This window comes from Nocardioides piscis (assembly GCF_011300215.1).
GTDB lineage: Bacteria > Actinomycetota > Actinomycetes > Propionibacteriales > Nocardioidaceae > Nocardioides > Nocardioides piscis.
This window is the reverse complement of sequence record NZ_CP049866.1, coordinates 3,256,325-3,268,523: the sequence shown is the minus strand read 5'-3', so window position 1 is coordinate 3,268,523 and position 12,199 is coordinate 3,256,325. Positions and strand designations below refer to the sequence as shown.

Below are 12,199 nucleotides of genomic sequence, written 5' to 3'. Positions count from 1 at the left end.
CACCGCCGCCCACCGGGGTCACGGCCAACCGTGCCGGCCCGTCCTACACCGACGTCATCACCGGGGTCGACCGATGAACCTGCGCCTGCTCAACGTCGTCCTGCTGGTCCTCGGCGTCCTGCTCGGGGTGGCGCTCACGGTGCTGCTCACCCGGGGGCCGAAGCCATCCCCGGCGACACCGAGGCCGAGAAGCGTGGCCAGGACCAGGTGGACGTCACTCGCGCGGCGACCGCTCAGGTGCAGGCCTTCCTCGGCATCGATCACGAGACGGTCGACGAGCAGGCCGAGACCGTCCTCGAGGGCGCGACGGGTGAGTTCAAGGAGCAGTACGCCGAGGAGCTCGACGCGCTGGCGAAGTCGGCCCGCGACCAGGAGTCCTCGGCCGAGGCCACGGTCCTCGAGGTCGGGATCGGTGACATCAGTCCGACCGCCGCCACGGTCTATGTCGCGGCCAACACCGAGGTGACCAGCAAGTCGACCGGCGGGAAGCCCCGCACCGTGCCCTGGCGGATCCAGCTCACGATGGCCAAGGAGGGTGAGCGCTGGCTCACCTCCGGCCTCCAGTTCGTGGGGTGATCGCGATGGCCAAGCTGAAGAGCGACGAGCGTCCCTGTCCGTTCTGTGCCGAGACCATCAAGACGGCCGCGGTCAAGTGCCGCTTCTGTCAGTCCGAGGTGCCCCCGGTCGGGGTCGAGTCCGTCGCGACGACCCCCGCGCAGGACGAGACGTCCACGACGCCGGTGGTCACCGACGGCGAACGCCGCGGCGGGCTGCTCGCAAGCCCTGCGCTGGCCGCGGTGCTGACGGCCCTGGTCGTCGGCCTGGCCGTCTTCACCGGCTTCCAGGTCCAGGACGCGCTCGACCCGCCGCAGGGAGTGGCCGCCGACACCGGGCAGGTCACCGACGAGGACTCCCGCACGGCGCTGCTCGTGGCCGCTTCCGACCTGAGCCAACGGGTGCTGAGCTATCACCACGACACCTTCGACCAGGACATCGAGGTCGCCACGGCCCGGATGACGCCGGAGTTCCGCGAGGAGTACGACTCCGCGATGGACGCGGTCCGTGCCAACACCGATCGCAACAAGATCAGCCAGGAGGCGACAGCAGTCGCCTCGTCCATCATCTCCTCGACGGGGGAGAAGGCGAAGGTCCTGGTCTTCGTCAACCAGGAGACGTCGTCGGCACGCACCCAGGCCAACCAGCTCGTGCGCAACCGCCTGGTGATCGACCTCGAACGTGTCGATGGCGACTGGGCCATAGCGGGAGTCAACGCACTCGGCTAGTGTCTGGCCTTGATAGAACGTGTTCTAGTGTTCCGGTGTGCGAGGAGGTGTCTGAGGCGTGTCCACGGCAGATCTGGTCGTCATCGGCGCAGGACCCACGGGCCTGTTCGCCACCTACTACGCAGGCTTCCGCGGCCTCCGCGTCGCCCTGGTCGACTCGCTGCCCGAGCTGGGCGGCCAGATCACGGCGATGTATCCGGAGAAGGCGATCCTGGACGTCGCCGGGTTCCCCAGTGTGAAGGGGCGCGACCTCGTCTCAGGGCTCGTCACCCAGGCCATGACCGCCGACCCCGCCCTCCACCTCGACCGGACGGCGGAGACGCTCGTCCACGAGGGCGACCGAGTCGTGGTCGGCCTGGACGACGGCACCCGGATCGAGGCCGGTGCGGTGCTGATCACCGCCGGCATCGGCAAGTTCAGCCCTCGGGCTCTCCCCGCCGCGGAGGGATGGCTCGGCCGCGGTCTTGAGTTCTTCGTGCCCAGCTTCGAGCCCTACCAGGGCAAGGACGTGGTGATCGTCGGCGGTGGCGACAGCGCCTTCGACTGGGCCCAGCACCTCGAGCCGATCGCAGCCTCGGTCACGCTGGTGCACCGGCGCGACGCCTTCCGGGCCCACCAGCGCACCGTCGCGACAGTCCGCGACTCGTCGGTCGAGATCATCACCAAGGCCCAGGTCACGGCGCTGCGGGGTGAGGACACGCTGCAGGAGGTGGAGATCACCGTCGACGGCCAGGAGCCGCACACGCGCCCCGCCCAGGCGGTGGTCGCCGCGCTCGGCTTCATCGCCGACCTCGGTGCCCTGCAGACCTGGGGCATCGACACCGACAAGCGTCACGTCTGCGTCGACACCTCCATGCGGACCAACCTCGAGCGCGTCTTCGCCGCTGGCGACATCACCGAATATCCCGGCAAGGTGCGGTTGATCGCCGTCGGCTTCGGCGAGGCGGCCACGGCCGTCAACAACGCTGCCGTCGCGATCGATCCCAGTGCCCACGTCTTCCCCGGTCACTCAAGCGAAGGATGAGGAGCGCATCATGAAGGTCAAGGTCGACTTCGACCTGTGCGAGTCGAATGCCATGTGCGAGGCCCTGGCCCCCGAGGTCTTCGAGCTCGACGACGACGACTTCCTGGTCGTCAAGAAGGAGGAGGTGGGCGAGGCCGACCTCGAGGCCGTACGCCGGGCGGTGGCCTCCTGCCCGCGCGCCGCCATCTCGCTCGTCGACGGACCAGAGAGCTGATGACGCTCGAGGGCAAGGTCGCCGTCGTCACCGGCGCCGGCGCCGGCCTCGGGCGCGCCGAGGCGCTCGCCCTGGCCCGCCAGGGCGCGCGCGTCGTGGTCAACGACTTCGACGAGTCCGCAGCCAAGGAGGCGGTCGAGGAGATCGTGCAGCTCGGTGTCGAAGCGAGCGCGGTCGCCGGTGACGTGGGGGAGCGGAGCACGGCCGATGCCATGGTCGCCGCTGCGTTGGCCCTGGGTTCGCTGGACATCGTGGTCAACAACGCCGGCATGACGCGCGACAAGATGCTCTTCAACCTCTCCGACGAGGACTGGGACGACGTCATCCGGGTCCACCTGCGCGGACACTTCCTGCTGACCCGCAACGCGGCCGCTCACTGGCGTGCGCAGCACAAGGAGACCGGCGAGCAGGTCTTCGGCCGGATCATCAACACCGCGTCCGAGGCCTTCCTGGGCGGATCGCCCGGTCAGGCCAACTATGCCGCCGCCAAGGCGGGCATCGCCGCCCTGACGCTCTCGGCCGCCCGCGGCCTGGGCCGCATGGGCGTGAGCGCCAACGCCATCTGCCCGCGCGCCCGGACCGCCATGACCGAGGCGGTCTTCGGCGAGGACACCTCCGGGGCCGAGATGGACCCCTACTCGCCGGACCACGTCGCCCCGTTCGTCGCCTACCTCGCGTCGCCCGCCGCCCAGCGCGTCGCGGGCCAGGTCTTCGTGGTGTACGGCGGGATGGTGGCACTCCTCGCGGCGCCGGTGGTCGAGCAGCGTTTCGACGCCACCGACACCGCGTGGACGCACGACGACCTGGACAAGCAGATCGGCGCCTTCTTCGCCGACCGCGACCCGTCCGTCGGCTTTGCCGCGGACTCGGTCATGAAACTGAAGATCTGAGAGGAACGATCATGGGTCGTCTGGCCGGCAAGATCGCCATCGTCACCGGTGCCGCACAAGGACAGGGGGCGGAGATCGCGCGCTCCTTCGTCGCCGAGGGCGCGAAGGTCGCGCTCGCCGACATCAACGAGGCCGACGGGCAGGCGCTCGCGGACGAGCTGGGGGACTCGGCCCACTTCACCCGGCACGACGTTTCGGACGCCGCGTCCTGGCAGGAGCTGGTCGCCGACACCAACGACCGCTTCGGCCCCGTCAACGTGCTGGTCAACAACGCCGGCATCCTCCGCTTCGGCGACATCGACAAGATGCCGCTGGAGGAGGCGCAGCTGATCTGGAACGTCAACCTGCAGGGCTGCTACCTCGGCATGCAGGCAGTCGTGCCGACGATGAAGCGCAACGGCGGCGGCTCGATCGTCAACGCGTCCTCGATCGAGGGACTCGGCGGCATGGGCTCGGTGATCGCCTACTGCGGGAGCAAGTGGGCCATCCGGGGGATGACCAAGGCTGCTGCCCACGAGCTGGGTCGACGAAAGATCCGGGTCAACTCGGTCCACCCCGGCATGATCGACACCCCGATGACACGTGTCCACGGCGGCGACGTCGCGATGGAGTTCGGCGCCAGCAAGGTTCCGTTGCGCCGGGTCGGGACGCCGAGCGACATCGCGCCGACGTACGTCTTCCTCGCCAGCGACGAGAGCGCCTACATCACTGGTGCGGAGATCGCCGTCGACGGCGGCGCCACCGCCACCCACGCCTTCGGCGGCTGAGCAAGCCCCGACGGCGGCTCAGCGGCGGCTCAGCGGAAGATCAGGCGGACCGCGTACTCCATGTGCGCGGCCGTCTCCTCCGCGGTGCTGCGCCCGGTCACCCAGGCGACCAGGGCCGAGAGCCACACGTCGCCGACGACGCGGGCGATGGCGATGTCGTCATCGCTGACCTCGTCGATGCCGGGGTGCATCGCGCGCGTCAGCATCCGGGTCAGCAGCATCCCCACAGCGTGGATCTCCTGGGACGCCGAGCTGTCGGCGAACATGAAGGCCCGGGTCAGCGCCTCCGTGAGGTGTGGGTCGCCCTGGAGGCCCCGGGTGGCCAGTCGCAGCACCGCGATCACCCGGTCGGCCTGGGTGTCGCCGGGGATCGGCTTGCTGCTGAGGACGCTCTCGGTGCGCTCGAACTGTCGGGCGAGCGCGGTGACGAGGAGGTGGATCTTGGACGGGAAGTATCGGTACAAGGTGCCGAGGGCCACGTCGCCCCGCTCGGCCACCGCACGCATCTGGACCGCGTCGAAGCCGCCTTGGGAGGCGAGCTCGATCGTCGCGTCGAGGATGCGCTCGCGCCGTTCGCGCTGGGCGCTCGAGCCCAGGTCGTCGGCGGTCAGGGCGGGGGTGTCGCTCACGTATTTCTCCAGAGTCGTGCGTCGTGTGACGGGGAGCACAGTTCGACGACGGAACAGTCCCCAGGGCGGTCCCGTTGAACACCGCGAAGAACGCTACCAACGGGTGGGACATAATAGGAACACGTTCCACTTCATTTGAGAAAGGTCGCGGCGCGTGCGTATTGCATTGCTGTCCTACCGGAGCAAGCCACATTGCGGCGGCCAAGGGATCTACATCCGGCACCTGAGCCGGGAGCTGGTCAACCTCGGGCACGACGTGGAGGTGTTCTCCGGTCAGCCCTACCCCGAGCTCGACGAGGGTGTTCGCCTCACCAAGGTCCCCAGTCTCGACCTCTACCGCGAGCCCGACCCGTTCCGCGTCCCCAGGCTGCGTGAGTTCCGCGACCTGATCGACGTCGAGGAGTTCCTCACGATGTGCACGGCGGGCTTCCCCGAGCCCAAGACCTTCAGTCGCCGGGTCGCGCGCCTGCTCCGGCAGCGCTCGGGTGACTTCGACGTGGTGCACGACAACCAGGTCCTCGGCTACGGCATGCTCGAGATCGAGAAGATGGGCCTGCCGCTGCTGACCACCATCCACCACCCGATCACCTTCGACCGACGCATCGACATCGAGGCTGCGCCCACGCTGCGCAAGAAGCTCTCGTTGCGCCGCTGGTACGGCTTCGTGGGCATGCAGGCCAAGGTCGCCCGCCAGGCGCGCACCATCCTGACCCCCTCGGACACCTCGGCGCGCGACATCGCCCTCGACTTCGGCGTCGACCCCGGCCGCATGGAGACGGTCCTGCTCGGTGTGGAGGACACGTTCGTGCCGCCGACCGTCCCGCGGGTGCCCGGCCGCATCCTGGCCATGGCCAGCGCCGACGCGCCGATGAAGGGCATCGCCACCCTGCTCGAGGCCTTCGCCAAGCTGCGCACCGAGCGGGAGGTCGAGCTGCTGCTGGTGACCAAGCCGGAGGCCGGCGGCCGCACCGAGCGGCTGATCGACGACCTCGGCATCGCCGAGCACGTCACCTTCGTCAGCGGGGTCTCGCAGGCCGAGCTCATCGACATCATGGGCTCGGCCGAGCTGGCCTGCGTCCCGTCGCTCTATGAGGGCTTCTCGCTGCCGACAGCAGAGCTGATGGCGTGCGAGACCCCGCTCGTGGTGTCCCGCGCAGGCGCCATCCCCGAGGTCGTCGGTCCCGACGGTGAGTGCGCCCTCCTGGTCACACCCGGCGACGTCGGCGAGCTGACCCGAGCGCTCGAGGAGCTGCTCGACGACCCCGAGCGCCGTGAGCGCATGGGCCGGGCCGGCCGGCAACGCGTCCAACGCCTGTTCAGCTGGCGGGCCGTGGCCGCTGCCACCGCATCGGCATACCAGCGAACGATCGACAGCTATCGCGCCGAGCGGCGCGAGTTGAAGGAGAACACCAGTGCTGACCGTTGATTTCGACCGCCTCGGCCTGCGCCCGGGTGACCGGGTGCTCGACATGGGCTGTGGGGCGGGCCGCCACGCCTTCGAGATGTACAAGCGCGGGGCGGACGTCATCGCCTTCGACCAGGACGCCGACGAGCTGGCCGTGGTCCGCGAGTGGTTCGGCGCGATGAAGGACGCCGGCGAGGTGCCGGACGGCGCCGAGGCCGACGTGAAGGAGGGCGACGCGCTCGCCCTGCCGTTCGCCGACGACGAGTTCGACCGCATCGTGGCCGCCGAGGTCCTCGAGCACATCCCGGCCGACATCGCTGCCATCCACGAGCTGGTTCGGGTGCTGCGGCCCGGCGGCACGCTCGCCGTGAGCGTCCCGCGCTGGCTGCCCGAGGTCATCAACTGGAAGCTCTCCGACGACTACCACAACGTCGAGGGCGGGCACATCCGGATCTACACCGACAAGGAGCTGATCGACAAGGTCAGCAAGGCCGGAGTGGAGTTCACGGGCAAGGACTACGCGCACGGGTTGCACGCGCCGTACTGGTGGATCAAGTGCGCCGTCGGTGTGACCAACGACGACCACCCGCTCGCCAAGGCCTATCACAAGCTCCTGGTCTGGGAGATCATGAAGAACCCCAAGGCCCTGCAGCTCGCGGGCAAGGTGCTCGACCCGATGATCGGCAAGAGCATGGTGCTCTACTTCCGCAAGCCCGATTCGGCCCCGGCGTCTTGACCGCGAAGACGGTCGAGGACGTCCTGACCTGGGCGCAGGTCGAGGAGACGGCTGCGTCGATCGCGGCGATGCAGGAGCCGGACGGGGCGATCCCGTGGACCACGGGGGAGCACACCGACGTGTGGAACCACGTCGAGGCGGCGATGGCGCTGCTGGTCGGTGGTGAGGTCGAGGCCGCCGAGCGCGCCTATGACTGGGTCCTCTCGATGCAGCGCGACGACGGCTCGTGGCCGATGAAGGTCGTCGGCGGGCAGGTCGAGGACCACTCGGGCGAGACCAACATGTCCGCCTACCTCGCTGTCGGTGTCTGGCACCACTGGCTGGTGCGCCGCGACGAGGAGTTCGTGCGCCGGATGTGGCCGGCCGTACGCCGAGGGCTCGACTGGGTCGTCGGCATGCAGCTGCCCTTCGGTGGCATCGCCTGGTCGCAGGAGTGGGCCGACGGGCGCCCCGCCAAGGTCAACGCCGACGCCCTGGTCGCCGGCTCGTCGAGCATCTACCAGAGCCTGCGCGCAGGCGCGGCCCTCGCCGAGCTGACCGACGAGCCCCAGCCCGAGTGGGAGCTGGCCGGCGGCCGGCTCGGTCACGCGCTGCGCGAGCACCGCGACCTGTTCCTCGACAAGTCCGAGTTCTCGATGGACTGGTACTACCCCGTCCTGGGTGGGGCGGTGCGCGGCCCAGCCGCCCGAGAGCTGCTCGACTCCAGGTGGGACACGTTCGTCGAGGACGGGCTGGGCATCAGGTGCGTCTCGCACAACCCCTGGGTGACGGGCGCCGAGACCTGCGAGCTGGTGATGGCGCTGGACGCCGTCGGTGACCGCACGCGCGCGATCAGGCTGCTGGCCGACATGCAGCACCTGCGTGGCGAGCAGGGGAAGTACTGGACCGGCTACGTCTTCCCGACGACGTCAACTGGCCGCACGAGCACACGACCTACACCGCCGCGGCCGTGATCTTGGCTGTCGACGCCCTGTCGCACGCGAGCCCCGGCGCGGACATCATGCGCGGCACCACGCTGGCCGCCGACTTCGCGGAGATCGCCCTCGAGTGCGGCTGCAGCTCAGCCGACCGGGTCGCCAGCCTCTCCTGAGGAGCGTTCCAGCACCCGCATCGAGCCCAGCGCCTCGACCTCGACGAAGGATCCGCTCGCCAGCGCCCGCTGGAACACGTGGTAGGGCGCCTGGCCGCCGTCAGCCGGGTCCGCGAAGACGTCGTGGATCACCAGCAGCCCGCCGGGCATCAGCCAGTGCGCCCAGCCGGTGTAGTCGTTCTGCGCGTGCTCCTCGGCGTGCCCGCCGTCGATGAACAGCAGCGCCAGCGGGGTGCGCCAGTGGCGGGCCACGGTGGTCGACCTGCCGATGACGGCGACGACCTGGTCCTCCAGGCCTGCCCGAGCGATGGTCCTGCGGAACACCGGCAGGGTGTCCATCAAGGCGAACTCTGGGTCGACGAGGCTGGCGTCGTGGTGCTCCCAGCCGGCCTGGTTCTCCTCGGAGCCGCGGTGGTGGTCGACGGTGAAGAGGGTGCCGCCGGCGCTCGCGGCCGCGGCCCCGAGATAGATGGCCGACTTGCCGCAATAGCTGCCGACCTCCAGCAACGGACCCATCGCCGCCTGGCGGTGGCCGTGGCGGTGCAGGAGCAGGCCCTCGTCCTCGGGCATGAACCCCTTGGCTGCCAGGGCGTGCTCGAGCAGCTCGCTGGGCATCTCTTCAGTAGTCACGCGGCGTGACACTAGTATGTGGAACACGTTCTAGTTTCGTGACAGCCCCTGTGAGGAGTCCGCATGTCGCTCGGCATCTCAACGGACCACGTCGAGCTCGGCGCCAGCATCCAGTCGTGGGCGTTGTCGCTCGACCCCCTGGACGCGGTGCGTGCCGCCGAGGACGACGCCTCGGCCGACTTCGCGGAGGTCTGGTCGGCGGTGTGCGAGATGTCCGTGCCGACGATCGCGCTGCCCGAGGCGGCCGGGGGTGGGGGCGGGACGGTGCTCGACCTCGCGGTGGCGCTGGAGGCCTGCGCCTACGCGCTGGTCCCCGGCAGCCTGCTTGGTACGGCGATCGCCGCGACCCTGCTCGGGGAGTCGGAGCTCGCAGGAGCCCTCGGCGCGGGGACCCGGGTCGGCGTCGCGATCGGTGACGTGGTGCTCGACGCCACCGCCGCGGATCTCTTCCTGCTGCCTGCTGACGGCTCCGTCATGGTCGCGGGTCGTGACGAGGTCTCGGTCACGACCGGGGCTCCCGTCCTCGACCTGACCCGCCGGTTCGGTCGGGCGACGACCATCGGCGGCAGGGCCGTCGAGGGTGTCGACCGCGCCGCGCTCGCGCGCATCACCGTCACCCTGGCAGCGGCAGAGGCGGCGGGCGTCGCTCGCTGGTGCCTCGACACGGCCGTCGCCTACGCAGGGGTGCGCGAGCAGTTCGGGGCCAAGATCGGCTCCTTCCAGGCCATCAAGCACCTCTGCGCGCAGATGCTGGAGACCACGCAGGCGATCGAGGCGGTCGCCTGGGACGCGGCCTCGGTCGCCTCGCCCTCACCCCGGGCCCAGGACCATGCCCAGGACCATGCCCAGGACCACGGCCAGTGGGCTTTCGCCGTCGACGTCGCTGCCACTGTCGCCTTCGACGGAGCCGTCCAGGTGGCGCAGGACTGCATCCAGGTGCTCGGCGGCATCGGCTTCACCTTCGAGCACGACGTCCACCTCTATCTGCGACGCGCCGTCGCCCTGCGGACCCTGGTGGGCTCTCTGGCCGGATCGCCCGACGCGTCGGCGGCCCGTCTCGCCGCCGCCGCCGTCGCGGGGGAGCGCCGGCGGGTCGACGTCGACCTCGGCGGCCGGGACGAGGCCGTCCGACCCGGGATCACGTCGCTCGTCGCCGCCGTGGACGCCGCCGACCCCCGGCCGGGCCTGGTGGAGACCGGCCTGTTGATGCCGCACTGGCCAGCGCCATACGGACTCGGCGCGGACGCGGTCACCCAGCTCGTCGTCGACCAGGAGCTCGCCGCCGCCGGGATCTCTCGTCCCGACCTCAAGATCGCAGGCTGGGCGGTGCCGACGATCCTCGAGCACGGCACCGACGCGCAGCGGGAGAGGTTCGTCCGGGCCTCGCTGCTGGGCGACATCACGTGGTGCCAGCTCTTCTCCGAGCCCGGTGCGGGCTCGGACCTGGCGTCCCTGCGCACGCGTGCGGTGCGGGACGGGGACGGCTGGCGGCTCACGGGCCAGAAGGTCTGGACCTCGCTGGCCCGGGAGGCCGAGTGGGCGATCTGCCTGGCCCGCACCGACGCGGACGTGCCCCAGCACAAGGGGATCACCTACTTCATGCTCGACATGGCCAGCGAAGGCATCGACATCCGTCCCCTGCGCGAGATGACGGGCGACGCGCTGTTCAACGAGGTCTTCCTCGACAACGTCTTCGTGCCCGACGAGCTCGTCGTGGGCAGCCCCGGGGACGGCTGGAAGCTCACCCGCACCACGCTCGCCAACGAGCGGGTCGCGATGGCCGGTCACCGGTTGGGGGTGAGCACCGAGGCCTGCGTCGCGGCCGTCGGGGACGGGGACCTCGACCGTGCTCGGGTCGGGCGCCAGGTCGCGTTGGCCACCGTCTGCACGCTGCTGGGGACGCGTTCCACGCTCAAGGCGCTCGCAGGGCAGGGCCCGGGCGCGGAGTCGAGCGTCGCCAAGATCCTGGGCGTGCGCAACCGGCAGGACGCCTCAGAGCTGCTGGTCGACCTGCTGGGCGCCGGGGTGCTGCTCGACGACGCCGGGGCGCGCGCCGCCGTCCACGAGATGCTGCTGACCCGCTGCCTGTCGATCGCGGGCGGGACCACCCAGATCCTGCGCAACGTCGCAGCCGAGCGCATCCTGGGGCTGCCCCGCTAGCTCAGCCCTGCGCCGGCACCTGGTCGACGTCGTCGGGGACCTCGGGCGCGTCGGCGACGTCGCTGACGTCGGCAGTCACGGACAGGCCGGCTCGCCAGGTGTTCCAGTGCCAGCCGAGGTAGCGCTCGATGGCCCGCACGACGTGTGCCGACCGGATGGAGGGGAAGATGTCGAAGGCATGCTGGGCGCCCGGCAGCTCGGCATAGACGACCGTCTTCTTGGAGACCTTGCGCAGCTTCTCCACGAAGGCGCGGGCCTGGCCGACGTCGACCAGGGTGTCTGCCTCGCCGTGGAGGATGAAGAAGTCGGGCTCGTCGCCGTCGACCCGCAGGATCGGTGAGGCTGCTTCGAAGGCCTCGGGCTCGTCGGCCCAGCTCTTCTTGAGGATGCGCGGGGCCAGGAAGGCGTCGCGCATGCCGATCGCGCTGCGCAGGCCGGTGGAGCCGGCGAAGTCATAGACCCCGTAGTGGGGGACCGCGGCCTGCACCGAGGTATCGGCGTCCTCGAAGCCGGGCTGCCACTCCCTGGCGTTGGGGGTGACGGCCGCCAGGGTGGCGAGGTGGCCACCGGCCGAGCCACCGGTGATGACGACGTAGTCGGGGTTGCCGCCGTACTCGGCGATGTGCTCCTTGACCCAGGCGATCGCCTGCTTCACGTCGATGACGTGAGCGGGGAAGGGGTCGCGCGGGGCGAGGCGGTAGTTGATGGCCACGCACACCCAGCCGCGCTGCGCCATGTGCTGCATCAGGGGGATGCCCTGCTGGTCCTTGTTGCCGATCGTCCAGCCACCGCCGTGCACCTGCAGGAGGACGGGGGCGTCCTTGATCTGGTCCACCTCGGCGGGGCGATAGATGTCGAGCAGGGAGCGGCGACCGAACTCGGCATACGCGATGTTCTTCTCGACCTGCACCCGGTCGTCGGAGAACCGGAACGGGTTGACGAGCTTGCGCCACGGTGTGGCCAGGTCGGCCGGCGTGGGCGCAGCGTCGAGCTGCTCGACGTAGTCGACGCCCAGCCCCTCGACCAGTGCGTCCTCGACGCAGTCCTTGACCTGCTGTGACTGCCGGATCAGGTGGACCAGCCCGACCGCGCTCAGGGCCGCGGCCGCGAATCCGATCCTCGACCGCTTGCCGCGAACGGCCTGCGCCGCGGTGTCCGCGGCCGTCAGCGCCAGCATCTGGGGGGCGAGCTCGCCGAAGACCCAGCCCGCGAAGAAGGAGGGCACACCCGCTCGCAGTCCGGGTATCGGCCGGATCGCGTTGGCGGTCAGGGCGGCGATGATGGTCTGGCGTCGCAGGTAGCTCACGGGCGCATGCTATCGGTCACAGGGCAGAACTAGAACGTGTTCCAATCGTTGCCCTAGCATGCGGA

General features: G+C 70.2%; 14 protein-coding genes. 11 read left to right on the top strand and 3 right to left on the bottom strand.

Translation table 11 applies throughout. From position 1 onward, the window contains the following. Positions 1 to 207 precede the first annotated feature (207 nt). The 6 genes from G7071_RS16045 to G7071_RS16020 are packed head-to-tail and all read left to right on the top strand — an operon-like array spanning position 208 to position 4,178. Complete coding sequence (locus G7071_RS16045; protein ID WP_166320400.1) at positions 208 to 576, top strand: hypothetical protein; 369 nt, start codon at positions 208 to 210, stop codon at positions 574 to 576. A gap of 5 nt (positions 577 to 581) precedes the next feature. Further along, positions 582 to 1,283 carry a hypothetical protein gene (locus G7071_RS16040; protein WP_166320399.1) on the top strand — a complete coding sequence of 234 codons (702 nt, stop codon included), beginning with the start codon at positions 582 to 584 and terminating at the stop codon, positions 1,281 to 1,283. Positions 1,284 to 1,341: 58 nt separating this feature from the next. Beyond that, positions 1,342 to 2,307 carry an NAD(P)/FAD-dependent oxidoreductase gene (locus tag G7071_RS16035; RefSeq protein WP_166320398.1) on the top strand — a complete coding sequence of 322 codons (966 nt, stop codon included), beginning with the start codon at positions 1,342 to 1,344 and terminating at the stop codon, positions 2,305 to 2,307. A 10-nt stretch (positions 2,308 to 2,317) separates the two neighbouring features. Then, complete coding sequence (locus tag G7071_RS16030; RefSeq protein ID WP_166320397.1) at positions 2,318 to 2,521, top strand: ferredoxin; 204 nt, start codon at positions 2,318 to 2,320, stop codon at positions 2,519 to 2,521. Continuing rightward, positions 2,521 to 3,411 (top strand): 3-oxoacyl-ACP reductase, encoded by an 891-nt coding sequence (locus G7071_RS16025; protein ID WP_166320396.1) that lies wholly within the window; start codon positions 2,521 to 2,523, stop codon positions 3,409 to 3,411. Before G7071_RS16030 ends, G7071_RS16025 begins: the two co-directional genes overlap by 1 nt. A gap of 11 nt (positions 3,412 to 3,422) precedes the next feature. Beyond that, positions 3,423 to 4,178, top strand: coding sequence for an SDR family NAD(P)-dependent oxidoreductase (locus G7071_RS16020; protein ID WP_166320395.1), 756 nt, complete (start codon positions 3,423 to 3,425; stop codon positions 4,176 to 4,178). 29 nt (positions 4,179 to 4,207) lie between these two features. Here G7071_RS16020 and G7071_RS16015 read toward each other — a convergent pair whose 3' ends face one another. Then, a complete protein-coding gene (locus G7071_RS16015) occupies positions 4,208 to 4,807 on the bottom strand; it encodes a TetR family transcriptional regulator (RefSeq protein ID WP_166320394.1) in 600 nt (199 codons plus the stop codon). Between the two features lie 154 nt (positions 4,808 to 4,961). Here G7071_RS16015 and G7071_RS16010 point away from each other — a divergent pair, with 154 nt between their 5' ends. Genes G7071_RS16010 through G7071_RS19455 form a run of 4 tightly spaced genes read left to right on the top strand, consistent with a single transcriptional unit; the run spans position 4,962 to position 8,038 of the window. Continuing rightward, on the top strand, positions 4,962 to 6,233 hold the full coding sequence (locus G7071_RS16010; RefSeq protein WP_166320393.1) for a glycosyltransferase family 4 protein: 1,272 nt from the start codon (positions 4,962 to 4,964) through the stop codon (positions 6,231 to 6,233). Next, on the top strand, positions 6,220 to 6,948 hold the full coding sequence (locus G7071_RS16005) for a class I SAM-dependent methyltransferase (RefSeq protein ID WP_166320392.1): 729 nt from the start codon (positions 6,220 to 6,222) through the stop codon (positions 6,946 to 6,948). Before G7071_RS16010 ends, G7071_RS16005 begins: the two co-directional genes overlap by 14 nt. After that, complete coding sequence (locus tag G7071_RS16000) at positions 6,945 to 7,901, top strand: prenyltransferase (protein ID WP_246210075.1); 957 nt, start codon at positions 6,945 to 6,947, stop codon at positions 7,899 to 7,901. The genes G7071_RS16005 and G7071_RS16000 overlap by 4 nt, the downstream gene beginning before the upstream one ends. Continuing rightward, positions 7,898 to 8,038, top strand: coding sequence for a hypothetical protein (locus tag G7071_RS19455; RefSeq protein WP_246210074.1), 141 nt, complete (start codon positions 7,898 to 7,900; stop codon positions 8,036 to 8,038). The genes G7071_RS16000 and G7071_RS19455 overlap by 4 nt, the downstream gene beginning before the upstream one ends. Here the strand turns inward: G7071_RS19455 and G7071_RS15995 are convergent. Next, the gene (locus tag G7071_RS15995; RefSeq protein ID WP_246210073.1) at positions 8,009 to 8,668 is read right to left on the bottom strand and encodes a class I SAM-dependent methyltransferase; all 660 of its coding nucleotides are present in this window, start codon (positions 8,666 to 8,668) and stop codon (positions 8,009 to 8,011) included. The genes G7071_RS19455 and G7071_RS15995 overlap by 30 nt on opposite strands. A gap of 63 nt (positions 8,669 to 8,731) precedes the next feature. On the opposite strand from G7071_RS15995, the gene G7071_RS15990 reads away from it, so the two are divergent. Continuing rightward, positions 8,732 to 10,828, top strand: coding sequence for an acyl-CoA dehydrogenase family protein (locus tag G7071_RS15990; RefSeq protein ID WP_166320391.1), 2,097 nt, complete (start codon positions 8,732 to 8,734; stop codon positions 10,826 to 10,828). A gap of 1 nt (position 10,829) precedes the next feature. Here the strand turns inward: G7071_RS15990 and G7071_RS15985 are convergent, their stop codons facing one another. Further along, positions 10,830 to 12,134: an alpha/beta hydrolase gene (locus tag G7071_RS15985; RefSeq protein WP_166320390.1), complete on the bottom strand. Its 1,305-nt coding sequence runs from the start codon at positions 12,132 to 12,134 to the stop codon at positions 10,830 to 10,832. Positions 12,135 to 12,199 lie beyond the last annotated feature (65 nt).

Bases quoted from the DNA above. Each gene is read 5' to 3' on its own strand.
- G7071_RS16040 (WP_166320399.1), top strand. From the start codon at position 582: ATGGCCAAGCTGAAGAGCGACGAGCGTCCCTGTCCGTTCTGTGCCGAG.
- G7071_RS16030 (WP_166320397.1), top strand. From the start codon at position 2,318: ATGAAGGTCAAGGTCGACTTCGACCTGTGCGAGTCGAATGCCATGTGC.
- G7071_RS16025 (WP_166320396.1), top strand. From the start codon at position 2,521: ATGACGCTCGAGGGCAAGGTCGCCGTCGTCACCGGCGCCGGCGCCGGC.
- G7071_RS16020 (WP_166320395.1), top strand. From the start codon at position 3,423: ATGGGTCGTCTGGCCGGCAAGATCGCCATCGTCACCGGTGCCGCACAA.
- G7071_RS15990 (WP_166320391.1), top strand. From the start codon at position 8,732: ATGTCGCTCGGCATCTCAACGGACCACGTCGAGCTCGGCGCCAGCATC.